Source organism: Laspinema olomoucense D3b, from assembly GCF_025370785.1.
Taxonomy (GTDB): domain Bacteria; phylum Cyanobacteriota; class Cyanobacteriia; order Cyanobacteriales; family Laspinemataceae; genus Laspinema; species Laspinema olomoucense.
Genome location: NZ_JAMXFA010000006.1, coordinates 138,908 through 164,247, shown reverse-complemented (window position 1 = coordinate 164,247; position 25,340 = coordinate 138,908). Strand labels below are relative to the sequence as shown.

The 25,340-nt window shown below is 48.5% G+C and carries 19 protein-coding genes; 12 read left to right on the top strand and 7 right to left on the bottom strand.

Features of this window, described 5'->3' with window-relative positions; all coding sequences use genetic code 11:
- Positions 1-21: 21 nt before the first annotated feature.
- Entirely contained in the window at positions 22-2,541 is a 2,520-nt protein-coding gene (gene ppsA / locus NG792_RS06310; protein WP_261200675.1) for a phosphoenolpyruvate synthase, read from the bottom strand.
- A 793-nt stretch (positions 2,542-3,334) separates the two neighbouring features.
- Here ppsA and NG792_RS06305 point away from each other — a divergent pair.
- Positions 3,335-4,783 carry a serine/threonine protein kinase gene (locus NG792_RS06305; RefSeq protein ID WP_261200674.1) on the top strand — a complete coding sequence of 483 codons (1,449 nt, stop codon included), beginning with the start codon at positions 3,335-3,337 and terminating at the stop codon, positions 4,781-4,783.
- A gap of 82 nt (positions 4,784-4,865) precedes the next feature.
- The gene (locus tag NG792_RS06300) at positions 4,866-5,435 is read left to right on the top strand and encodes a hypothetical protein (protein ID WP_261234876.1); all 570 of its coding nucleotides are present in this window, start codon (positions 4,866-4,868) and stop codon (positions 5,433-5,435) included.
- A gap of 480 nt (positions 5,436-5,915) precedes the next feature.
- Here the strand turns inward: NG792_RS06300 and NG792_RS06295 are convergent, their stop codons facing one another.
- The 3 genes from NG792_RS06295 to pckA all read right to left on the bottom strand — a co-directional run bounded on the left by NG792_RS06295 (position 5,916) and on the right by pckA (position 10,001).
- Complete coding sequence (locus NG792_RS06295) at positions 5,916-6,608, bottom strand: Uma2 family endonuclease (protein WP_261200672.1); 693 nt, start codon at positions 6,606-6,608, stop codon at positions 5,916-5,918.
- Positions 6,609-6,914: 306 nt separating this feature from the next.
- Complete coding sequence (gap, locus tag NG792_RS06290; protein WP_261234875.1) at positions 6,915-7,940, bottom strand: type I glyceraldehyde-3-phosphate dehydrogenase; 1,026 nt, start codon at positions 7,938-7,940, stop codon at positions 6,915-6,917.
- A gap of 303 nt (positions 7,941-8,243) precedes the next feature.
- Positions 8,244-10,001, bottom strand: coding sequence for a phosphoenolpyruvate carboxykinase (ATP) (pckA, locus tag NG792_RS06285; protein ID WP_317619207.1), 1,758 nt, complete (start codon positions 9,999-10,001; stop codon positions 8,244-8,246).
- 1,131 nt (positions 10,002-11,132) lie between these two features.
- On the opposite strand from pckA, the gene NG792_RS06280 reads away from it, so the two are divergent.
- The 4 genes from NG792_RS06280 (at position 11,133) to NG792_RS06265 (ending at position 18,197) form a co-directional block, all read left to right on the top strand.
- Complete coding sequence (locus NG792_RS06280; RefSeq protein ID WP_261234874.1) at positions 11,133-11,255, top strand: hypothetical protein; 123 nt, start codon at positions 11,133-11,135, stop codon at positions 11,253-11,255.
- Positions 11,256-11,647: 392 nt separating this feature from the next.
- A complete protein-coding gene (pflB, locus tag NG792_RS06275; protein ID WP_261199858.1) occupies positions 11,648-13,936 on the top strand; it encodes a formate C-acetyltransferase in 2,289 nt (762 codons plus the stop codon).
- A gap of 99 nt (positions 13,937-14,035) precedes the next feature.
- Positions 14,036-14,818, top strand: coding sequence for a pyruvate formate-lyase-activating protein (pflA, locus tag NG792_RS06270; RefSeq protein WP_261199857.1), 783 nt, complete (start codon positions 14,036-14,038; stop codon positions 14,816-14,818).
- A gap of 622 nt (positions 14,819-15,440) precedes the next feature.
- Positions 15,441-18,197: a bifunctional acetate--CoA ligase family protein/GNAT family N-acetyltransferase gene (locus NG792_RS06265; RefSeq protein WP_261234873.1), complete on the top strand. Its 2,757-nt coding sequence runs from the start codon at positions 15,441-15,443 to the stop codon at positions 18,195-18,197.
- A gap of 101 nt (positions 18,198-18,298) precedes the next feature.
- Here the strand turns inward: NG792_RS06265 and NG792_RS06260 are convergent, their stop codons facing one another.
- The gene (locus tag NG792_RS06260) at positions 18,299-19,156 is read right to left on the bottom strand and encodes an Rpn family recombination-promoting nuclease/putative transposase (RefSeq protein WP_261234872.1); all 858 of its coding nucleotides are present in this window, start codon (positions 19,154-19,156) and stop codon (positions 18,299-18,301) included.
- Positions 19,157-19,351: 195 nt separating this feature from the next.
- Between NG792_RS06260 and NG792_RS06255 the strand changes: the two genes are divergently transcribed.
- The 5 genes from NG792_RS06255 (at position 19,352) to NG792_RS06235 (ending at position 21,939) form a co-directional block, all read left to right on the top strand.
- Positions 19,352-19,516: a hypothetical protein gene (locus NG792_RS06255; protein ID WP_261199853.1), complete on the top strand. Its 165-nt coding sequence runs from the start codon at positions 19,352-19,354 to the stop codon at positions 19,514-19,516.
- Between the two features lie 92 nt (positions 19,517-19,608).
- Positions 19,609-20,529 (top strand): ornithine carbamoyltransferase, encoded by a 921-nt coding sequence (argF, locus tag NG792_RS06250; protein ID WP_261199852.1) that lies wholly within the window; start codon positions 19,609-19,611, stop codon positions 20,527-20,529.
- 75 nt (positions 20,530-20,604) lie between these two features.
- Complete coding sequence (locus tag NG792_RS06245) at positions 20,605-21,045, top strand: hypothetical protein (protein ID WP_261234871.1); 441 nt, start codon at positions 20,605-20,607, stop codon at positions 21,043-21,045.
- Positions 21,046-21,201: 156 nt separating this feature from the next.
- The gene (locus NG792_RS06240) at positions 21,202-21,453 is read left to right on the top strand and encodes a DUF8624 family small hydrophobic protein (protein ID WP_261234901.1); all 252 of its coding nucleotides are present in this window, start codon (positions 21,202-21,204) and stop codon (positions 21,451-21,453) included.
- Positions 21,454-21,459: 6 nt separating this feature from the next.
- Entirely contained in the window at positions 21,460-21,939 is a 480-nt protein-coding gene (locus NG792_RS06235; protein ID WP_261234870.1) for a GNAT family N-acetyltransferase, read from the top strand.
- A gap of 27 nt (positions 21,940-21,966) precedes the next feature.
- Here the strand turns inward: NG792_RS06235 and yhdJ are convergent, their stop codons facing one another.
- Positions 21,967-22,761 (bottom strand): adenine-specific DNA-methyltransferase, encoded by a 795-nt coding sequence (gene yhdJ / locus NG792_RS06230; protein ID WP_261234869.1) that lies wholly within the window; start codon positions 22,759-22,761, stop codon positions 21,967-21,969.
- A 72-nt stretch (positions 22,762-22,833) separates the two neighbouring features.
- Positions 22,834-24,144 (bottom strand): nickel pincer cofactor biosynthesis protein LarC, encoded by a 1,311-nt coding sequence (gene larC / locus NG792_RS06225; protein WP_261234868.1) that lies wholly within the window; start codon positions 24,142-24,144, stop codon positions 22,834-22,836.
- 228 nt (positions 24,145-24,372) lie between these two features.
- Here larC and NG792_RS06220 point away from each other — a divergent pair, with 228 nt between their 5' ends.
- Entirely contained in the window at positions 24,373-25,008 is a 636-nt protein-coding gene (locus NG792_RS06220; protein WP_261234867.1) for an L-threonylcarbamoyladenylate synthase, read from the top strand.
- Positions 25,009-25,340 lie beyond the last annotated feature (332 nt).

Sequence of the window (25,340 nt, the reverse complement as noted above, 5' to 3'; positions counted from 1 at the left end):
TATCTTACTAGGAAAGCTGGATTATTTCATGGTTTCTTCCAACTTGGCGATATCGAGGAGGGTCTTCATCACCGAGTCAGGGTTCAAGCTGATCGAGTCGATACCCAGTTCCACGAGGAAGCGTGCAAATTCGGGATAGTCCGAAGGCGCTTGACCGCAGATCCCAATCTTGCGACCCGTTTTCTTAGCAGTTTGGATGACCATTGTCACCATATCTTTAACCGCTTGGTTGCGTTCATCAAAGATGTGAGCCACTAAGGAGGAGTCACGGTCCAGACCCAAGGTGAGCTGGGTCAAGTCATTAGAACCGATGGAGAAGCCGTCGAAGACTTCCGCGAATTGTTCCGCCAGAATGACGTTACTGGGGATTTCGCACATCACATAGACTTGCAGACCGTTTTCGCCGCGTTTGAGACCGTATTTTTCCATGGTCTCTAACACTTTGCGACCTTCGTCAGGGGTGCGGCAGAAGGGAATCATCGGAATGACGTTGGTCAGACCCATGTCGTCCCGGACCCGTTTGAGGGCGACGCACTCTAACCCATAGGCTTCGGTATAGTTGGGGTCGTAGTAGCGAGAAGCACCACGCCAGCCGATCATCGGGTTTTCTTCTTTGGGCTCGAATTGCTTACCGCCTAAGAGGTTGGCATATTCGTTACTCTTGAAGTCAGACATCCGGACAACCACGGGGTTGGGATAGAAGGCAGCGGCGATCGTGCCGATACCATGAGCCAGTTTGTCTACGAAGAAGTCCGGTTTGTGCGAATACAGTTTCGTCAGTTCAGCAATCTCGCTCTTGACGGCTTGATCTTCGAGTTTGTCGAAGTGAATCAAGGCCAAGGGGTGAGCTTTGATGTGGTTAGCGATGATAAACTCAAACCGGGCTAAACCAACGCCATCGCAGGGGATAGAGGATAAACCGAAGGCTTCTTCTGGGTTGCCGACGTTCATCAAGATTTTGGTCTTGGTGCGTGGCAGGTTGTCGATCGCCGTTTCGAGAACCTCGAAGGGAACTAGACCTTCGTAGACTTTGCCTTCTTCACCTTCAGAACAGGACACGGTGACCTCTTGACCACTCTTGATATCCCCGGTGGCAGTCCCACAACCGACGATGGCTGGAATCCCCATTTCCCGGGCGATAATAGCAGCGTGGCAAGTCCGTCCCCCTTGGTTGGTGACGATCGCACTCGCTTTTTTCATGATCGGTTCCCAATCCGGGTCCGTCTTGTTGGTAACTAAGACTTCACCCTGTTGGAACAGGTCGAGATTGTGGACATCTAAGATAACGCGAGCTTTCCCTTGACCAATCATTTCGCCAACCGCACGACCCCGGACTACGACATCACTGCTTCCTTGCAGTTTGAAGTTACGGATGACGTTTCCAGCTTTTTGGGATTGGACGGTTTCTGGACGCGCTTGCACGATGAAGAGTTCGCCCGTAATCCCATCTTTGGCCCACTCAATGTCCATCGGGGTATATTTGCCCCGGGATTCGCTATAGTGGTCTTCGATGATGCAGGCCCATTTCGCTAAGGTGAGAATTTCATCATCGTTGATACAGTATTGATCGCGTTCGGGAGCAGAAACTGGAACGTTCTTCGTCAGTTTCGACCCGCCTACGTCATACACCATTTTGATTTCTTTGCTGCCCAGGCGTTTTTCGAGGATTGGGCGTTTGCCTTCTTTGAGGGTCGGTTTGAAGACAAAGTATTCGTCAGGGTTGACCGCACCTTGGACCACGTTTTCCCCTAAACCGTATGCGGCGGTAACTAAGGCGGCGTTCTTGAAGCCGGTTTCCGTGTCGATGGAGAACATGACGCCGGAACTGGCTAAGTCAGACCGCACCATTTTTTGGACGCCTACAGAAAGTGCCACGCTGAACTCGTCAAAGTCGGGACGCTTTGATGCATATTGATGGCGATAGGAGATGGCGCGATCGGTAAATAAGGACGCGAAGCACTTATGACACGATTCCAGCACACCTTTGACGCCGTGGACGTTGAGGTAGGTTTCCTGTTGTCCGGCAAAACTCGCATCAGGTAAGTCTTCGGCAGTAGCGCTAGAACGAACAGCTACGTCAAGATCGCTGCTAAATTTTTCGCAGACTTCTTGATACTCTGGACCAAAGCGTTTGCAGAATTCAGCATTGGCACCATACCGTTCGCACAATTTGAGGTAAGCCTCGGCGATCGCGTCGTCTAATTCTTTCGGGAATGGGGTATTCATCACCATCGCCCGCGCTTGCTTACCGCGCTCCCGCAGATTGTTGACATCATTGAGATCCAGATCCGCAAACAACGTCCGTAGTTTTTGCTCTAAGCCTGCTTTCTCGATAAAATACCGATAAGCATAAGCCGTGGTTGCAAAGCCTGTGGGGACGTTGACTCCCTTTGATTCAAGCTGTTGGATCATTTCACCTAATGAGGAATTTTTACCCCCCACCAAGCCTAAATCTGCTAATCCGACTTCTTCAAAGAAAAGTACAAACTGTGTTTCTTTGGAACCTTTGGCTGATTGTTGTTCTGGAGCTGTAGAAACCATATATCCTACTCCTGTTACCTGATGCTCGTCTTTAAGAGTGTTAGAAAGTTAAATTTCTTTGTTTTTCACTTTCCATGTAAATCATAGCTCAGATTTTTAAAATCCGACAAGTTTTCAAATCTTTTTTTGAACTTTTTATGACAATTGGATTTGGCTGTTAATTCTTAAGCTTGTTAGATAATTTAAAATATTGTACCTTATTTTCTCCCGCCACTAGCAGCAACTTTGTTAAAAGAATATTTAGATTGCTTTAACATCCCGGGGGTTGTTTATTACTTAATGTTAAGCAGTCCCCTTGCTCCCCTAGGGGTCAAATTGATCCGACAGAGGAATCCCTAGTCCCTCAAGCCTCTAGGGGATTTCCCTCTTGTGAGAACCTCGGATTCCTGGGAAATAAAGGTTAAATTTTTCCCAAATAATCACAGCGAATGTTATCCTGATCACTTGACTTTTGTTACCACTTCCCCGTTGAATCGGATTTTGGGCGAGTCGGGCTGGTCACCCCCTACCATCAGCAGTCAAGCGATCGCCCTTTTTACTCCACAAGGATACCCTTAGAACCTGGCGTTCTCTCTATTTAATGAATCGCACCCCGGAAAACCGCCTCAACTGGCCTAATTGCTTTAATTGGCCTAATTGAGGCGGTTTTCCAGGGAGTCTCCACCTCCTCGCGAACCCGTCACCCGGGTACACCCATCGCGCATCCAGGAAAACCCCCATCGAGGGTCCTTAACCCACAAGCCTCTCTATCCCGGAGCAAGAATTGCTAACCTAGAGAGGGAAACACTTAACTTTGTCCAGATGGGTTTATGACACTATGCCGGAAACAGGGGCGGTATTACAAGAGCGATACCAACTGCAAGAGCAGTTGAATGATAACCCGAGCCGGGAGACCTGGTTAGCGGTGGATTTGACCACAGAGGAACTCGTGGTGATGAAGTTGCTCGTCTGGGGAGGTGCGAAAGCGTGGGAAAGTCTCAAGCTATTTGAACGGGAGGCGAAGGTCCTCCAAAATTTAGCCCACCCGCGCATTCCTCGGTATCGGGATTATTTTGCGATCGATGATGGGACCTTGTGGTCCGGGTTAGTTCAGGAGTATATTCCCGGGGTATCCCTTCAGGACTGGCTCGATCGCGGCAGGCGGTTTACTGAGGAGGAAGTTGAGCGGATAGCCACGGCCCTGTTAAATATCTTATGTTACCTTCATCAGTTAAATCCTCCCGTACTCCACCGGGACATTAAACCCAGCAATATTATATTAGGAGAAGACAACCAAATTTATTTAGTGGATTTCGGAGCAGTACAGGACCGGAACCTGCTCACTCCAGGACGTAGTTTTACCGTAGTTGGTACTTATGGCTATACTCCGTTAGAACAATTTGGGGGACAGGCGGTCCCGGCGTCGGATTTATATGCCGTCGGTGCAACCTTGGTGCACTTACTCACCGGAGTACCCCCGGCGGACTTACTACAGAAGAACTTGCAACTGGAATTTGGCGATCGCCTCAGTCCCAAATTCAGCCCCTATTTAATCAGTTGGTTACAAACCCTGACAGAAACCCAGGTGGACAATCGCTATCCCACAGCAACCGAAGCGATCGCCGCCTTAGAAGGAGTCGCTACCCTCTCCACAGACACCGCCCCCTCTGCTCAATCAGACATCACCCCCATTCAACTGCGCAAAAACCCCCAAAAATTAGAAATCATCCTACCCGAACCGGGCTTAAAAGTGGTAACCTGGGGGTTAAACCTATGGCAAGGGGGGCTAAACCTGATCAAGCGTACCGTCGCCTCCTTACGAAATAATCTCAGCACCTCTGATTTCATTGCCCAAGTATTCGTGTATCTGTTAATCGGCATTGGTTCCTTGTCCCTGTTGTCCTTGGTCCTGCCCGTGGCAACCGTGATCCTACCGATCTTAATTCCTCTGGGGATGGTTGCCTGTTTGAGCGAGTATTTTGAACGAACCATCGTCTGTTTAGAACGCGATCGCAACAGCTTTGAGATCCAGCAAAAGCGGTTAGGATTTACCTATCGCCGACAACTCGGCGTCACCGCCCAGATTCAAACCGCCTCGATTTTCTACGACAATAAAAAATTTGTCATGGGAGTTGCCCTCACCGCCGGACCGAGACCCGGATATTATCAACAATATGCCTTTGGAAATACCGGACGAAAACTCACGGAAGAAGAATGTGCCTGGTTAGCCCAAGAAATCGAGGAATGGTTGGAACTCGGATAGGCAGACAATAAAAACCACCTGACTCGCATCCGGAATCAGTGATAGAATCATTCCTTAATCGTTTCTTGTTCGGAGTCTAAACATGGTACTTCAATATACTAATCGTCGAGGTCAAACCTATGTTCTGCACCAAAGCACCACTAAAACCGGCAAGCCTAAGTATTATTTTTCCCTCAAAACTGAGGGGAATTTACTAGATTCGATTCCCGAGGGGTTTGAAATTTATGAAAATCCCAATAGTCAAGTCTATTTGCGGAAAATCCAGCCCAAAGTGTTTAGCGATCGCGAATTAGAGATAGTAGATCAGGGAATCAAAAAATACAGCAAAATTAAAAATTTCATCATTGATGTTAAAGACCACAGTATGATTATCCATCTTCCGGATCAAGATGTCGGCAAGGTATCGGACATCTTAAGCTCATTCGGAGGGTATAACGCCTCACAGCATTTAACATCTCTCCTCACTTATACCCCAATGATGCGATTTCGGAGGAGGAAAGACTCGAAGAATTTCTGGGTACAACGGTGGTGCTTTCGCGGGTCAGTGGACGATTGGATTGATTTAGACGCGGGGGAAGATTTAGAAAGCCTCGTGAAAAAATATGCCCCCCATTTAGGTCAAGAGTCATTCTATGAACTGTACGGATTTTAGGGAGAATAGCGGCAGATTGGTACATCGGAATCGGGGGGAGTTCACCGGGAATCGCCTTCTCTGCCTAGAGTGCGTTGGCGAAGCCTTCCGAAGGAATCGCCCCTCCTGGTGACTCTCTGCCTCCCGGTATATTTCTTCCCACGTTCACAAGATTTTCACAAATCTACGGTATATTGCCGGATTAGAGTTGGCTATTTTGCCTCAGTTGCCGTGAGTTTAGGACGCTGAAGTTAGGGCTTTTGGGGTGATCTAGCTAACTCCACGCCCTATTATCCACAGTGCGGTCACCTTAAGACCAATTAACGATTTTGTGCCGTTTTAGGCCATGAGGGATCAGGCTTTCAACCGGATTTGACTTCAAAAGGGATATAAGACCATTCCCATCCCTTTCCAACCCGGGCAAACTCCTGGGATCCCCCCCCTAACCCTGGGAACAGTTCACAGGGGCGAAACTGTTGCACCCGGTTGAGCCTGCTCATCTTACCCTTCAGGATGGCGATCGCCTTCTAGTTCACGCAAACGAGCCTCCAATTCCCGCAGACGTGCTTCGGCTGACTCCGCCCTCTGCCGTTGTTGTTCAGCCTCCTGCCGTTGTTGTTCAGCTTGTTTGGCTAACTCCGTTGGAGTCAGAAATCGCTCCCCATCGGGACGGTAGATAGTGAACTGTTCCTCCTGCAATTCAAAGCGAATCCCTAAACGGGGACTCGTCCAATTTTCCGGCTGCTCAATCACCTCCAGGGAACCCGCCTGAGTGCGTATCCACCCATTGAAATCGAGGCGATCGGGGTCGAAAACATAATATTCTTCCACCCCATAACGGTCATAAAACTGCTGTTTCTTCGCCATCTCCTTGAGACGATTTCCCGGGGAGAGAATTTCAAACACCACTTGGGGAGGGATGTTCCCTTCTTCCCATTGCTTGTAAGACCCGCGATCGCCTTTCGGTCGTCCCACCGCCACCATCACATCAGGCGCTTGACGCAGTTTATTATTACCTTCGATGGGATACCAAAGCAAATCCCCCGCCACAAAAACATTCGGATCCTCATCAAACAGAATCTCTAAATTCTCTTTAATCACCACAATCCAACGAAACTGGCGGGTATTATCAGACATCGGATTTCCATCACAATCGGGGTAGATGACCTTTGTAGGTTGAGGGGTGGTTACCATAAATTATACCTCTCAATTATTAAATGGGAAGCAACACCATTGAGTCTGGGTCAGACCCTTTGAGTTCAGACTGTTCCACAGTCTGATTCCCTGCCTAGGGTTGTCTGATATTTTAACTAATTTTGTCGCCCAGGGTCAGAAAGATTGAACTCAAGGAAGAGTTAGTCAAAGAAGCGTTCGCTTCAGCCCTTTCTAAGGGTAACTAGACTAGGGAGGATTGGGCTTTTGAAGTTAAAGATTTAAAAAAGAGCGATCGCAACTGATCGCCCTTTTTTAATCAAAACACTGAACTAACCTAAGATAAACCTATAGAATGCCGTCTTTTTTCGCCATAGATAGCATCAGGTCCACAACGCGGCAGGAATAACCCCATTCATTGTCATACCATGACACAATCTTGAAGAAATTCGAGTTTAGTTCCATTCCGGCACCGGCATCAAAAATGCTCGAATGAGAATCCCCGACAAAATCCGTGGAAACCACCTCATCCTCGGTGTAACCCAAAATCCCTTTGAGTTCGCCCTCCGATGCCGCCTTCATCGCCGCGCAAATTTCCTTATAGGTGGTTGCCTTAGTAGTCCGGAAGGTCAAATCCACTACGGACACATCCGGAGTCGGAACCCGGAATGCCATCCCCGTGAGTTTACCTTTCAACTCCGGTAACACTAGGGTCACCGCTTTCGCTGCACCCGTAGCAGCCGGAATAATATTCTGGGCAGCACCCCTGCCACCGCGCCAGTCTTTTTTACTGGGTCCATCCACCGTAGGTTGAGTCGCCGTCATCGCGTGTACCGTGGTCATCAGCCCTTCACTGAAGCCAAAATTGTCATTAATCACCTTGGCAACTGGGGCCAGACAGTTTGTAGTACAACTGGCATTAGAAACGACGGTATCTTTCGCCGGGTCAAACGTCTCGTGATTGACCCCGACTAGGAAGGTCCGTACTTGGTCCGGGTCCTTCGTCGGTGCGGAAATCACCACGCGCTTGGCACCCCCTTTAATATGTTTGGAAGCCCCCTCTAGGGTGGTAAACAGTCCCGTAGACTCGACAACGTAATCAGCACCGACTTTACCCCAGGGCAGTTCCGTTGGGTCTTTAATGGCGGTACAGGGGATAAACTTGCCGTCAATCTCAATTCCTTCAGCAGTCGCTTTTACCGTCCCCGGAAATTTTCCTTGGGTTGAGTCATGTTTGAATAAATAAGCCAGGTTATCCGGAGGAACCAGGTCGTTAATCCCCACAAATTCAAGATTGGGATTGTTAATTCCGGCACGCAGCACTAGACGTCCAATCCGTCCAAATCCATTAATCCCAACTTTTAATGTTCCCATGAACTACATTCCTCTGTAAACAAACAATTTGTACTTTAGCAGCAATCTCCCCTGGTTCGTGTTATTCCAGCGACAGATCGTCAAGCTTTTAACACTTTTGAGAGAGATTGTATTTCTTTAGAAAGAATTTAGAAAGCGAGCAGATCCCCAGAAAACTCAGCCCTGCCTCAACCGGAAAGGTGAGGAGTTACCCAGGAAAACTGCCCGCGTCAGTCTGTGAGAAGTGTTATATTGAGTTAGAAAAGGGGGACATAAAGTCCATTCAGGTTCCTGATATCCCTGATTCTCTACGCGGGGGTGGAATTATTCACAGCTAGGACCGGCGTCGATAATCTCCTGACTGGCTGTAGTATAGCGTTTGAAGTTCTCCACAAACCGTCGGGCCAGTTCTTTGGCTTGGCGATCGTAAGCCTCTTTATCCGCCCAGGTATTGCGCGGATCGAGAATCTCACTGGGGACGCCGGAAACGGCTTCAGGAATCAACATTTTGAAGACGGGATGAGGATGACAGGGGACGTGATCAAGTTCACCACTGAGGGCCGCTGATACCATTGCCCGAGTATATTTAATCTTAATCCGGCTGCCGACGCCATAAGGACCCCCAGACCATCCGGTATTGACAAGATATACGGAAGCGGTAGAATTATGTTTCCGTAGGCGCTCACCGAGCATTTCTGCATACACCGTAACCGACAGAGGCAGGAAGGGTTTTCCGAAACAGGCGGAGAAAGTGGCTTCGGGTTCGGTAATTCCCCGTTCTGTTCCGGCGAGTTTGCTGGTATAGCCGGACATGAAATAATACATTGCCTGCCGGTTCGTCAGTTTGGCGATCGGAGGCAAAACGCCAAAGGCATCCGCTGACAAGAAAATCACCGCTGTTGGATGTCCGCCGACACTGGGAAGGACCACATTCGGAATATAATCGATGGGATAGGCAACTCGGGTATTTTCAGTCAAGCGACCATCATTATAGTCGGGATGACGAGTGATGGGATCGAGGACCACGTTTTCCATCAAGGTGCCAAAGCGGATGGCATTCCAGATTTGCGGTTCGTTTTCTTTGGACAAGGCAAGGGTTTTAGCATAACATCCGCCTTCAAAGTTAAAGATTCCATCTTCTGACCAACCATGTTCGTCATCCCCAATCAACCGACGGGTCGGATCTGCCGAAATCGTCGTTTTACCTGTACCCGAGAGTCCGAAGAATAAGGCGGTATTCCCCTGATCATCCATGTTCGCCGAACAGTGCATCGGCAGGACGTTCCGCTTGGTCATAAAGTAGTTCATCAAGGAGAACACGGATTTTTTGATCTCCCCGGAATATTTAGAACCGCCGATAATGACGATTTTTTGGGAAAAGTTGACGACGATAAAGGCTTCGGAGTTGATGCCGTTGATTTCTGGATCGCCTTGTAAACCAGGAACGGCGATCACGGTGAAATCAGCTTGATGGTTAGCGAGTTCTTCCTCGGTTGCGCGAATAAAGAGTTGATGGGCGAATAAATTTTGTGAGGCGTATTCGTTGACGATTCTCACGCCGACGCGGTAGTTGGGATCGCACCCGACATACCCATCAAACAGATAAAGATCTCGACCCTGGACGTAGGAAAGCACCTGCCGATAGAGACGTTTGAAGTTCTGTTCGGAAATCGGTACGTTGAGTTTGTTCCAGTGGATTTCGTCCCGGCTGCTCGGTTCATCTACAATAAATTTATCATGGGGAGACCGTCCGGTATATTTTCCGGTATTAATACAAAGTGCGCCATTATCGGCGAGGATGGCTTCCGCCCGGGCTAAGGCGTGTTCGACCAAGGTCGGAATCGAGAGGTTGCGATAGACATGGCCGAGGTTTTTCATCCCTAGGGCTTCTAGTCCGTAAGTTTTGGGTATTTGATCATGTTCTAAGGTTAGAGTTTCTTTCATGGTGATGAGGGCTTCGTTATATGCCAATGTATTCCTAATGGTCTTAGCTGCGGATACGTCTTGATAGGTATTGCGGGCCGATCGGGTGGTTTCTTCCAGGTCTTGTTTCGGCGATGGGTTGTAGTTTGGGACGCTCATTTGTTGGTCCTCTTTATTTAAATGACAATCAATTTTGTGGTGACTGAAGTTGCGTTTAGGCTGGGCGCTACCGAGGCTACATTAGCAATTATTGTGTGGTAAAACTTGTTGAATGGTCCGCCTTGGGGCAATCTACGGATTTATTCTGATCCGTCTGTTAAGCCTGTACTTCTCGCCCTCATTAGATTACGGACTTGAAGGGAGATCCTAAGACTTGAGTTGGCGGTCTGTTTGCGGGGAGTCTTATCCCGAGAGGGTTACCTCGCTGAAAGCGTCTAAACCCTTGGTTCACGGTGGTTCCCCCGTTCTGATTTATGGGGGGTGGGATGGAGGCAGATCCGACGTCCTACAGTTTAGGAGATTACCGGCTCTGCGGTTTAAGTTTCCGGGTTGGGTCTGGGGCTTTCCATCTTATCATAAGCGAATTAGTGCCTTAAAACAATTACAAAATATTACGAAATTGGTGGGTGGGTTATTCCCTTGGTTTTCTTCCAACCGTCTTGACTTTTCCAACTTTTTTCCCAAAATAGCTAAAGGGTAATGTCCCTCGGTGATCCAGGCTCTATTAGGCGAAAAAGATGCAACTTTTCTCACCAAAGCTCTCGCTCCAATAACAAGAAACCCTAACATCTGTTACATAAATTTATCAAAAAGCTTGTGCATGGCCACGTTTTTTGCTAAACTTAGCAAGTGCGTCTCTTGTTGGGGATAGGAGGAGTCGCCATTAGAAGAAAAAGTATATTAAGGGCGGAAAGTAAGGCGGGATAGGCTTGCAGGCGGAAGTAACCGGGGGCGATACAGGCCCAATTCTTAAGATAAGATAAAGCCAAAGGGGAAGGTTAGTTCAGTATAGAATGAGGTAGGGAAGCCAACCGAGGCGTTAGTATAGAGTTGAGTATAGAGTTCAAGATAGAGCGGGTGTAAATTACGAGAGTCGTACCCCCTGATGGTAGATTCGGAACAGGGCCGGATGTTAGTGGACCTGGCTCAGCTGCCCCAGGCGGAACTGCACGGGCATTTAGAAGGTGCGCCGCCTATCCAAATCAACCCGTTCTCGCCCTAGATGAGGGAGGGGTAAAGGTAAAGGTCAATTAGGACGACTCGGCCTGGTTGGAGCGGAATTTACCCCAGGTGATGCAAGGGGTAGTGGCCGATCGCCTGGTATCTTTGGACTGCTTCGCCCGGTGGACGTGCAGCGCTGTTGAAGTGCGATCGCTGATGACGCGAGGCGATCGCAATTTTTCACTGCACTAGAAACGGGACACAAAACCCACTGCCACCGATGAGAATTTTAGACGTGAAAACTTTAAAGTATTGACCTTTCATTATAGCGGAAGCTTTTAAAAAAGGCAAGGGCTAATTCCCGTTAATTTTACCATCCCCCCACTACAAATATTAAACAATTCCCAAGAAAATCTAGGATATTTCAACCGGACCTTGACAATTCCGACATCTTAGGCAGTAAAAGTCATCCCCTAACACACCGCACCAGTTGCAGCCCCTCCCGACGGCCTCCGGCCCCGGGCAATTTCTTTATTTTTTATAAAAAAAAAGTAGAAAACGAAAACTAGATTGAATTGTGCGCTATATTAAAAGAGTGGATAGAGAACAAGCAAAACGGTTTACCGATTAGAGGTAAGAAGACTATGGTTTCCACTTCCGTAAAATCTCCCCAAACAACAGAATTACCGGGCAAACAAAAGGCTATTAGCGAGGAATGGCAAGGCTTCGTGACCGGCAAATGGGGTAAAGAAATTGACGTTCGGGATTTCATTCAAAAGAATTACAAACCCTATTCGGGAGATGAGACATTCTTAGCGGAGGCGACAGAACGCACCACTACCCTCTGGAAGAAAGTCACCGAACTGATGCAAGAAGAACGGCGCAAGGGTGTGTTAGATGCGGAGACCAAGATTCCGGCATCGATCACAGCTTACGGTCCGGGCTACATCGATCGCGACTTAGAACGGATTGTCGGCCTGCAAACCGATAAACCCCTCAAACGCGCAATCATGCCTTATGGAGGGATTCGCATCGTCAAAGCGGGGTTAGAAGCCTACGGGTATAAACTCGACCCGGAAACCGAAAAAATCTTCACCCAGTATCGTAAAACCCATAATGACGGTGTATTCGATGGCTATACCCGGGAAATGCGGGCTGCGCGACATTCGGGGATCATCACCGGATTGCCCGATGCTTATGGACGGGGACGAATTATTGGGGACTATCGGCGCGTCGCACTTTATGGCGTCAATCGCCTGATTGCTGACAAGAAACATCAGCTAGAATCCTTAGAGTTTGATGCGATCACGGAACCCGTGATCCAACTGCGCGAAGAAGTCAACGAACAAATTCGCGCCTTGCAAGAACTCAAAGAAATGGGTGCAGGGTATGGATTTGACGTGGGACGACCCGCGAACACTGCTTTAGAAGCAGTCCAATGGACTTATTTAGCCTATCTTGCCGCAGTTAAAGAGCAGAATGGTGCTGCCATGTCCCTGGGACGGGTGTCTACCTTCTTGGATATCTACTTTGAGCGTGACCTGAAAAACGGTACTCTCACCGAAACAGACGCCCAAGAAATCATCGATGATTTCGTCATGAAGCTGCGGATGGTGCGCTTCCTGCGGACCCCGGATTACAACCAACTGTTTTCGGGCGATCCCACTTGGGTGACGGAATGTATCGGGGGGATGAGTGAAGATGGACGTCCTCTGGTCACCCGCACTAGCTTCCGCTTCCTCCATACCTTATATAACCTAGGTGCGGCCCCGGAACCTAACTTAACTATTCTGTGGTCCGAACGGTTACCGGAAAACTTCAAACGCTATTGTGCGAAAGTTTCCATCGACACCTGTTCCACCCAGTATGAGAACGATGACTTAATGCGGCCCAATTATGGCGACGATTACGGCATTGCCTGCTGCGTCAGCGCCATGCGAATTGGCAAACAAATGCAGTTCTTCGGGGCACGGGCCAACCTTGCGAAAGCCTTGCTGTACGCCATTAATGGGGGTAAAGATGAAAGTTCAGGGGAACAAATAGGACCGGAATTTGCCCCAGTGATGGGAGACGATTTGGATTACGAGGATGTGGTGGCGAAATTCGATCGCTTCCTAGATTGGTTGGCAAAACTCTATGTCAACACCTTGAATGTGATCCATTATATGCATGATAAATATTGCTATGAGCGGATTGAAGCCGCTTTGCACGATCGCGATATTTATCGAACCCTAGCTTGTGGCGTTGCCGGACTTTCCGTGGTGGCAGACTCGCTCTCGGCGATTAAATATGCCAAAGTCAAAGCCCTTCGCAATGATCAAGGTTTAATCGTGGATTACCAGATTGAAGGCGAGTATCCCAAGTATGGGAACAACGACGATCGCGTCGATGAAATTGCCGCTGCTCTGGTGGAAAACTTCATGAACAAGATCCGCAAGCATAAAACCTATCGGAATGCGGTTCCCACCCAGTCTGTCCTCACCATTACCTCGAACGTGGTTTATGGTAAAAAAACTGGGAATACCCCCGATGGACGGAAAGCTGGGGAACCCTTTGCACCAGGTGCGAACCCGATGCATGGACGGGATACCAAAGGGGCGATCGCAGCCTTATCTTCCGTGGCTAAACTGCCCTATCAACACGCTCAAGATGGGATTTCCTACACCTTCTCCATCGTTCCGAAAGCATTAGGAAAAACCGAAGGCGATCGGCTTACCAACCTCGTAGGAATTTTAGATGGATTCTTCCACGATCAAGGGCATCACATTAACATCAACGTCCTCGATCGCGAAACCCTGATTGATGCGATGGATCACCCGGAAAAATATCCCCAACTCACCATTCGGGTCTCAGGTTATGCGGTCAACTTCATTAAGTTAACCCGCGAACAACAGTTAGACGTGATTAACCGCACCTTCCACGAACGCATCTAATCCTTTCAACAACTACAAAGGTGGGCCTTTAGCTCACCTTTGTAGTTTGTATGATGTCCAAATGAATATTCAGCCTTCCCTTTATTTTCCCTCTTTAAAATGCTAGATAAAACAGCCAATCCCACCGCTACCTCTCCCGCCGTTCGAGCCTTTCAAGCCGTCGGTGCCATCCATTCCGTCGAAAGCTGTGGAACCGTGGATGGTCCAGGCATTCGGTTTGTAATTTTCACCCAAGGCTGTCCTCTACGCTGTCTGTACTGCCATAATCCTGATTGCCGACATATCGAAGAAGGGAAAGTCGTCAGTGTGGATGAACTCATCGAAGAAGTGCAAAAATATCGCTCCTATATGCGCTTTTCCGGAGGAGGAGTGACAGTGACTGGGGGCGAACCCTTGATGCAGCCCGAATTCGTGCGGGAAATCTTCCGGCGTTGCAAAGAATTAGACATTCATACGGTTTTGGATACCTCGGGTTATGTCCAATTAAATGCCGCTAAACCCGTCTTGGACTATGTAGATTTAGTTTTACTGGATATTAAATCTTATAATCGGGCGCTGTATGAAAAAGTGACCAAGGTTTCTCTGGAACCCACCCTAAAATTTGCTGAATATCTCAAGGAGATTAATAAACCGGCTTGGATTCGGTTTGTTTTAGTTCCCCACCTCACGGATAACCGGGAGAATGTGGAAGGACTCGCCCAATTTGTGTCCACTTTAACTAATGTGGAAAAAGTGGAAGTGTTGCCCTTTCATCAAATGGGAGAATATAAGTGGGAACAGTTGGGGTATGAGTATGAATTAAAAAATACTCAACCCCCCACACCGGAAGAAATTGAAGCGGTGATGGAAATTTTTAGAAGTTATGGGTTGCCGGTGCAGTAAAGGGGGAGGAGGTTGGGACCGCAGAAGTTGAGGCACCGGGGTTCAAGATAAAAGTTAGGGCAATCAGCAGCAAGGTAGAAGTAGAAACCCGGCTTCGGGTTATCGAATGCTGTCCTGATGCCCTAGGACGCCGGTGCAGTCTAGAAAAGACCAACTGAGTTTTTTACAACCTATTACCCTACCCCAGAAACGGGCAAAAACGGGGTTTCGGGTGGGAAATAGAAAACAGGACCGATGCCCTAGGTGGGAGAAAGTTAAGGTAGATAACAGGCGATCGCCTGAATATTCAAGGTTTTCTGACAAAACGGGTCCGTCTCACTTGCGCGCCTCCCCAGGTTGCCGACAGCGGGCGAATTGAAGAGGTGATCGCCCCCTAAAGTATCCCAACCCACTGACAAACATCAGCCTATTTCGTTAAGGTGGAAAGGATAAAACTCTATGCCTGACGCCATTGACAACGAAGTAACTGCACAATTCTAAAAGGATTGTTACTTTTTCCCGAAATAGCGAACAGGAGTGGGTAGGCTAGGCTTAAGTAACTCTAAGCTTTTTTACTCAAAAAGATAGGGTCGCATCTGGAATAATGTCCATTTAGAAGATTATATTTAAGGAACATCAAGCGATGCAAAAGCCAATCGCAACCAACCCAGACCAAAACCAGGGCAGCGTCTCTAAACAAGACGTCTTGCGTTATGAACGTCAACCCCTGGATGCCATTTTTAAACCCAAAAATGTTGCCGTAATCGGTGCAACCGATCGCCTCGGTAGTGTGGGACGAACCATTTTATCTAATTTAATTGCCAGTCCCTTTGGTGGGGCAGTCTTTCCCGTCAATCCCAAGCGGGACAACGTGCTGGGGATCAAAGCCTATCCCAGCATTTCCGCTGTACCCGACCCCGTAGACTTGGCAATCATCGTCACCCCCGCCCCCACAGTCCCGGGGATCATTCGCGAATGCGTCGCGGTAGGCATTCCTGGGGCGATTATCATCTCCGCCGGATTCAAAGAAATTGGCCCTGCCGGAATCGAACTCGAACAGCAAATTCTCGCCGAAGCCCGTCGCGGTAAAATGCAGATTATCGGACCCAACTGCCTTGGGGTGATGAGTCCCCTCACCGGACTCAATGCCACCTTTGCCACCAAAATGGCTAAACCGGGGAATGTGGGCTTTATCAGCCAAAGTGGGGCATTGTGTACTGCCATTCTCGATTGGAGTTTGCGGGAAAATGTCGGCTTTAGTGCTTTTATGTCCATTGGTTCCATGCTGGATGTGGGTTGGGGGGATTTAATCTATTACCTCGGGGACGACCCCAACACCCAAAGCATCGTCATCTACATGGAATCCATAGGAAATGCGCGATCGTTCCTCTCTGCCGCCCGAGAAGTAGCCCTCAGCAAACCGATCATTGTCATCAAAGTTGGACATACCGAAGCTGCTGCCAAAGCTGCCGCCTCTCATACTGGCACCTTAACCGGCAGTGACGAAGTGCTTGACGCCGCCTTCCGACGCACTGGCGTCTTGCGCGTCAACAATATCTCCTACGTTTTCTATATGTCCGAGGTACTCGCCAAACAACCGCGCCCCAAAGGACCCCATTTAACCATCCTCACTAATGCCGGAGGTCCCGGGGTGATTGCCACAGACGCCTTGATTACCGAAGGGGGACAACTCACCGAACTCGCCCCAGAAACCATTTCAGAACTGGATGAATTTTTACCCACCCACTGGAGTCGCAGCAACCCGATCGACATTTTAGGGGATGCCGAACCGAATCGCTATGCTCAAACTTTAGAGAAGGCGGCAAAAGACCCAAATAGTGATGGATTGTTGGTCATTTTGACCCCGCAAGCGATGACGGACCCCACGGAAACCGCCAAACAACTGGCACCCTACGCCAAAATCAAAGATAAACCGATTTTGGCAAGCTGGATGGGCGGAGAAGATGTCCTAGAAGGGGCGAATTTTCTTAATCAAGCCAATATCCCTACCTTTCCCTATCCGGATACAGCGGCGCGGTTGTTTAATTATATGTGGCGCTATAGCTACAACCTCCGGGGGTTGTACGAAACGCCGGTACTTCCCAAGGATGATGACCACAACACGCCCGATCGCGCCTTAGTCGAGAAAATCATTACCCAGGCGCGGAAAGAGGGACGCAACCTGTTGACGGAGTTTGAATCGAAACAGGTATTCGCCGCCTATGGTATTCCCACAGTGGAAACTCACATTGCCACCAGTGAAGCCGAAGCAGTCGCTTATGCCAATCAAATCGGCTATCCCATCGTCCTCAAACTGTATTCTGAAACAATTACCCATAAAACCGATGTCGGCGGTGTGAAGCTCAATTTAGGCAGTCCTGAAGCCGTGGGAAATGCTTATCGGGCGATCGAAACTTCGGTGAGTGAAAAAGCTGGGGCGGAATATTTCCAAGGGGTAACCGTCCAGCCGATGATTAAGTTAGACGGGTATGAGTTAATCGTTGGTAGCAGTATCGACCCGCAATTTGGTCCGGTTTTACTCTTTGGAACCGGGGGACAGTTGGTGGAAGTGTTTAAAGATCGAGCCCTGGGTTTACCGCCCTTGAATACCACCCTGGCAAGGCGGATGATGGAACAGACCAAAATATACAAAGCCTTGCAAGGGATTCGGGGACGGGACCCGGTGGATATCGGGGCGATCGAGCAATTGATGGTGAGATTTAGTCAGCTAATCGTCGAACAACCTTGGATTAAAGAGACGGATATTAATCCTTTGCTGGTATCTCCCGAACAGATTATCGCCTTGGATGCCCGGGTGGTCCTACACGACCCCGATAGCAATCCCGATGAGTTACCTCGTCCAGCGATTCGGCCTTATCCGACCCAGTATATTACAATGTGGTCGATGAAGAATGGCACGCCGGTGAGAATTCGTCCGATTCGTCCGGAAGATGAACCGTTGGTGGTTAAGTTCCATGAGTCTTTGAGCGATCGCTCAGTCTATTTCCGGTACTTCCACCTCCTGAAACTCAGTCGCCGGATCTCTCACGAACGGTTAGCGCGGATTTGCTTTATCGATTACGATCGCGAAATGGCACTGGTGGCTGATTACCGAGATCCTGCAACAGGAGAACATCAAATCCTCGGATTCGGTCGTCTCAGCAAGTTGCACGGTTCCAATGAAGGGGAATTTGGATTACTGATTGCCGACCCCTATCAAGGGTTAGGGTTAGGAACAAAACTGCTGCAACAGTTGATTGAAGTGGGACGAAGTGAGAAGCTGGTCCGGATTACCGCTGATATTCTGCCGGATAATGGTGCGATGCAGCACTTATCTCAGAAAGTGGGTTTCCGCTTGAAACGGCAGGAAGATGTCATTCGGGCGGAGATGGAGTTGTAATCGAGTAGAGTGGGTGCGATCGGGAAACTGAGCGCACCCGTTCTCACCCTTCTGGGGGCTTTTCCTGAAAAAAGCCCCGACGATACCGCTTAAAACGGGTCTTAACTCTGACTCTGAGGAGGCTTATCAGGATTCGATAAGTCTTGGATGACTTGTCGAACTTGCTCAATGTCTAATTGTAAGGCCAACGCAATTTGTTGTACAGTCAAACCCATTTCCAATAGATTAGGGACCGATTCGAGCTTACCTTCCACCTTACCTTTGAGCTTGCCTTTTTCCTCCGCTTTCGCGGCGACTTCTTGGAAATACCGCGTCTGTTTCAACTCGTCTAATCCAAACATGGCTTCAATCTCCTGAGTTGTCAAATCCGTGAGCTTATAGACCATGATGGTCTCTATTAATCCTACTACTTTTTGCTTGAGTCCTTCATCCACAAGCTGCTGCTTTGCCTGCTGGATTAATTGGTGTGCTTTGTCGATCGCCGTTTGACGTTCTTCAACCACTAAGGTTACCATTCCCAATCCCAAGGAGGGAGTCGGAGGGTCTTCTAGTTCATCCAGATAAACTTGAACTAATAGTGGGGTCTCTTCCGGACAGTCGCCTTTCAGAAATCGTTGATATTGGCGAGGGACTCCGGGGTCGCAACTGCGGGATGCAAAGATTGCCACTGCTTGAAAATCTTGCAGCGGTTGATATTGACCCAAATACACGAAAATTTCCCCCAGAAACCGCCAGTAAAAATCATCTTTCTTTTGAAACTGCACCTCTAGAAAATAAATCAATCGCTCATTGTCTCCCTCGGGCGGTAACAACACCCCATCGAATCGACGGGATAATTCTTTGATTTCCCGCGATGTAAACTCATATCCTTGACCTTTTTCGCCCGCTTCCCCCATCAGTTCAAAGACTAGACTGGGAAAAGTTTGAAAAAGTTGATAAAAAATTGTATCTGTTCTCACAGGCAGATATTTTAGCTAAAACTATTTTCCATCCTATTATATTGTTTTTAACGAGATATTTAACATACTAAAACTAAATAGGCGCAAGAAAATATTGCTACTTACACTAGAAGAATCGGTTATTGTGTAATATCCTACACAGACAGTTAATGGTGTTTTTGTTTGTTGGATAAAACCCCGAGGGAAACCCAATTTATGCAAAAGAAACCCAAATTTAACGACCAGTTGTCAAATTCCGCGACCCAAATTATCCAAAAGTTAGAGGCAACTCGGCGGAAATCATCGGGAATTGTCATCAATTGTCAATCGTCTTGGAGAAAGAGTAGCGATCGCCAGGGCGTGAATCTGGTACTGTTTTAGGACAAGCAATGAGGTAATAGTGCTGGGGTGTCAATCCCTCAGACAACAACCCCAAGCCAAACCCTATAGAGAACGAAACAACCAGGAGAACTATGGCGGCATTAACAGGACGAGATCTACTCAGCGTTGCTGATCTGAGCATTGAAGAACTGCATCACCTGCTGGATCTCGCGACGCAGATGAAAGCCGGAACCCTCACCCCCCGATGCGAAAAAGTGCTGGGGTTGCTGTTTTCCAAAGCCTCAACCCGGACTCGGGTCAGCTTTACCGTGGCAATGTACCAACTTGGGGGTCAAGTCATTGACTTAAATCCCAATGTCACCCAGGTAAGTCGGGGGGAACCCTTACCGGACACTGCCCGGGTATTAGACCGATATTTGGATGTTGTTGCAATTCGGACCTTTGATCAGGCGGACCTAGAAACCTTTGCCCACTATGCCGAAATGCCGGTGATTAATGCCTTGAGCGATCGCGAACATCCCTGTCAAGCCTTAGCCGATATTATGACCGTTGGGGAATGTTTCGGACAACTCGAAGATGTCACCCTCACCTATCTAGGGGATGGCAATAATGTCGCCCACTCCCTCCTCCTCGCTGGCGCAATGGTAGGGATGAACATCCGCATCGCCACCCCGGCACAATTTGAACCGGCTACCGAAATTGTCGAACAAGCCCAGAAAATCGCCAAAGGGAAAAGTGAAATCTTAATCACCCATGACCCCATCCAGGCGGTGAAAGGTGCACAAGTGCTCTATACCGACGTTTGGGCGAGTATGGGACAAGAGGAAGAAGCCAGAACCCGGATTCCGCTATTTCAGCCTTACCAGGTGAATGAAGACTTGTTTAATCATGCCGATGGAAGTGCGATTATTTTACACTGCTTACCGGCTCATCGTGGGGAAGAAATTACCGATGGGGCGATCGAAGGGGCGGCATCCAGAGTTTGGGATCAAGCCGAAAATCGAATGCACGCCCAAAAAGCGCTACTGGCAAGCGTACTCGGGGCAATTTAGGAGGGAAAAGCCCGACACCCATGCAGGGTGCGGCGTTTGCGGACAAAGCCCGCCTGCGCGGGCTAAGAAACAAGCATGATCGCCAGTTTCATCATGGGTTCTGTCACCAGTTTGGTCCCGGCGTTAACGATGGAAGACTTGGGGTTACGCCTAATGTTCATTACTGCCAGCGTTAGCAGCTTGTGGGTGATTGCCTTATTTGTAACCCAACCAGAAACAGAAGCAACCCTCAATGAATTCTATCGCCAGGTTCGTCCCGGTGGACCCGCTTGGACAAAGCAACGCGCCCGTAACGGATTAAAACCCGCCCAGAATTTGAGTCTCGATTTGCAGCGAGTGGCAGCAGGGATTTTACAGCGGTTTGGGTTTTTGTTAACCACGGAAGGGTTTTTACTCGGGCAACCTGCGATCGGGTGGATTTCCCTAATTGTTGGGGTTGGGGGATGGATGTGGTTACGGCAACTGAATAAGTCTAATGCATTACTGATGGCTAGACCCGGAAGCGATCGCGATTAGTCCCCCACAAAAGGTGAGGATTCCTCCCCCGCCACTTGTCTGGCAATCCGCTAACAAATCGTGAGATAATAATCAAAGTCACCCCTGAGTCCAAAAGGGTGCAGCCTGCTCAACCCTCATGCCCCCAGTTCCACCGTCCTACCTTCTACCCCAATGATGTCACTAATCCGATCGCAAATTCTTCCGTTCTTCATTTTCCTCGTCTTTTTAGTCGCATTAGTTGCCGTGAGTGCGCGGATTTTCTTACCTGCCGATATGATGGCCCCCGCACCCATCGAAGAACAAGTGCAACCCGCCGATCGCCTCTCCAGTATCTCCTTCCCAAAGGTTGCTGAACTGCCTCCTTCCCTGTCCCATTTGATTAAAGGGTTACCTGAAGATACGCTGTTTTTCAATCAAGAGAGTTAGAGGAATTTGCACATTAAACCTGCAACTCGGGAACTGATTCCGGGATATTACCTGCGCGTGGGTTTATCCCGCGATCGCTACTTATTGGTAAAGTTCTTGAGGTTAACTTATCAGGAACTTTACCCAGACCATGACTTTTCCCATTTAGCCAAAACTGTTAACCAATATTTTGCCGAGGAAACGCCATTATGGTGGGTGGAATATCCCGGTAATTCTGAACCCGTGGGTTGTTTGTGGTTAGGAAATGCAGTGGATCAAGTCAAAGGCGATCGGCACGCTCATATTTTTGTCCTCTATGTAGCACCAGAACACCGCCGCCGAGGAGTGGGTTCCGCATTAATGGAATATGCCGAAAATTGGGCCCGAGAACGAGGCGATCGCCAGATGGGTTTACAAGTCTTCCTCAATAATCCCCCCGCTTTAAATCTCTATCAAAAATTAGGCTATCAAAGTCATTCCGTCTGGATGCTTAAATCTTTAGAATAATGAAACCGCTCAAATTATCATCCAAAATCAGTCCAGGTTTAATCCTGGCTCATTCAGGTTTATTCCCAGCCGATTCAATCCGATTTCTACATACTCATATTCTCGTTCAATACTAATTGATTTTCTTTCTAATCGCTGAGAAACCGCTGCTGTGGTAAAGGTTCCAGCAAATAAATCTAATACAACATCCCCTGGATTGCTACTCGCTTTAATAATTCGTTCGAGTAGGGCTTCCGGCTTTTGCGTCGGATGTTTTCGATATTCCGGCATTTTATATCTCACTCGTGGAATATACCAGACATTTCCAGGAACTTTCGTTGTACAATAAAGAGCTGGTTTGCTTTTTCGATAATCTATCAGTTTTCGGACTGCACCCGTTTTCGCTTCCACCCGAATTTCATCGCCATTAAATGTATAATTGTGAGGATTTTTAACAGCAAATAGAATCGGTTCATACAATGAGCCAAAGTATTTTTTGGCTTGCATTCCCGAACTATCATAATGCCAAACAATTCGAGATAAAATAGTTAATCTGTTTTGAAGATAAATATCCAAATAAGGCATATACTGGGTAGCAGACATCAAATATAATGTCCCGGTGGTTGTGAGCTTGCGAAAACATAATTCTAACCATTGATAGCACCAGTCTAAATAAACCTCATCGCAATTCCACTGCTCTTTTTTGCCATTAAAAATTTTGCCGATATTATAGGGAGGGTCGGCAAAAATTAAATTAATGCTGTTATCTTCAATCCCGGTTTCTAAGGCTTCGGTCACATCTCCCCAAATCACCTGATGTCCGGGGATTTCAAATACTTTCATTCAAGTTTTACCCCCTGATTTGAAGGCTTGAAGCATGGGAAAACGGCACTGCATTATCCTCCCCAGTTAATCCTATTTCCCATACCATGCCTGCAATCCCTGGCGATGAACTTCTTGCCAGGGGATATCCTGCGATCGCGCAATGGTGGCACAATCCTCATACTCCGGTTGCACATTAGTAATGGTTCCTTGACTATCCGTGGCAACCTTCACCCGCACTTCCCCAAATGGGGTGGAAACAGTATGGAGTTCCCGATGCAAAATCGATCGCTGTTGGGTCGAAATCCGAATCCCCAGGGTAGGTGTCTCCCGAAATATTACCGCTTCACAGGCTTTTTGTTGTTCGGGATGACAAATCACCGTCAGCAAGATGCCGGTTCGGGATTTTTTCATGGCGATCGCCTCCGTAAAGGCATCCAACGCACCTGCCCCAAATAATCGCTCTAAGGTATAGGCGATCGCCTGGGGATTGGCATCATCAATTTGAGTTTCTAAGACTGTAATGGTTTCCGTAACCGTAGAGTCTGGCGGATTAGTCGTTAACTCCCCCACCCACAGGCGCAGAATATTGGGAATCGGCAAATCCCGAGAACCTGCACCTAATCCGATTTGGTGAATCGTCATCGGAGGCGGATTCCCAAAGGCAGTGGCGAGGGTAACCGCGATCGCTGCACCAGTTGGGGTGACTAACTCTTGGGCAATCCCATTACTATAAACCGGCACCTGGCGCGATTGGAATAACGACAGGACCGCAGGCACTGGCACTGGCAATCTACCATGTGCTGCCCATACTGTACCCCCTCCCGTGGGTAAGGGTGAACAATACAATTCCTCAATTCCTAACCAATCTAATCCCAAGCAAGTCCCGACAATATCCACGATCGCATCGGTTGCACCCACTTCATGAAAATGCACCTGTTCCGGCGCAATCCCATGAACCGCCCCCTCGGCAACGGCTAAAGTCCGAAATACTTGCAAACTCCAGGTTTCAGCCCGTTTGGGTAACTGTGCCCCTTTAATCAGGGCCTCGATTTCCGGTAAGTGGCGCGTCGGGTGATGACTGTGATGATGTTTGTGTTCATGCTCATGCTCATGTTCGTGATGATGATGCTCATGCTCATGTTCGTGATGATGATGAGGGGGGCGATCGCCCGAATCTGGATTAGACTGAGCAACAGTCTCAACCAAATCAACATGAATTTTCATCGCCTGCTGGGTGTTGCGCTGTACCCATTCTTGCCTGAGTTGGTATTCCGGACCAATACCGAGGCAGTCGAGTTGCTCCCTGAGATAGTCAAACGGAACCCCAGCGCTCACCAGTGCGCCAAGGAACATATCACCAGCAATGCCGGTGGGACATTGAAGATAGGCAATTTTTTTCATCAATCCGCACAATAAAGAGTCAGGAGCCTAGATTGTTCGCGAAATTGTCCTTTGTCATTGGTCACTGGTCCTTGGTCACTGGTCACTGGTCATTGGTCACTGGTCATTGGTCACTGGTCCCTTGACAAATGACAAATGACAAATGACAAACGACAAATGACAAACGACAAATGACTAATTCATAGGCAATCCAGTTCAAGTTAATTTTCACATTTCAATTCACCGATTATGGCCACTCTATACGAAATTCATCCAGAAACCCCCCAAGTTCGCAAAATTGAAGAAGTGGTGGATGCACTGCACAAGGGTGCAGTGATGCTCTACCCCACGGATACGGTTTATGCGATCGGCTGTGATATTACCGTTAAAGGCGCGATCGAACGAGTTAGGCAGATCAAGCGACTCTCGAATGATAAGCCGTTAACCTTTCTGTGTCCTTCATTATCCAATATTGCGGCCTACGCCACCGTCACCGATTCAGCCTATCGCATTATCAAGCGCCTGATTCCGGGACCTTACACCTTTTTGCTTCCGGCAACGAAACTGGTACCGAAGCTGGTGATGGACCCCAAACGGAAAACCACGGGTATCCGGGTTCCAGATAATCGGGTGTGCTTAGATTTACTCGATGCACTGGGAAACCCGATTATTTCGACTTCCGCGCCTCTACCGAGTGATTTTAAACACCTGGGTTTCATCGGTAAGGCGGAGTTATTTGACGAAGTGGAAAAGCTGGTAGATGTGATTATTGATACTGGAGAAGAGCCGGGGTATCAAGTCTCGACCATTCTGGATTTAACGGACAACGAACCGGCGATCATTCGGGAGGGTTTAGGGGCTGAACTGGTTGCTAATGCGATTTGAACGTCTGCCTCGCACCCTGTAAGGGTGGAAGATCATCGGACAAAGCCCGCCTGCGCTGGCTAAAAGCCTCCTCGCACCCTGAAGGGTGGAGCTATACGGACAAAGCCCGCCTGCGCGGGCTAAAAGCCGCCTCGCACCCTGAAGGGTGGAGCTATACGGACAAAGCCCGCCTGCGCGGGCTAAGAAAACTTGAATTCTTAACCTGTCTGCGATCGCAGACAGGTTTGTTTTAGCACCCCACCACGGACGCCCTCATACCCAATCCGATTGTAAAAAACTTATTTTACTCTTCAGCCTGCGGAGGCAGGCTTCGTCCGTAGAGCCAGACCCTT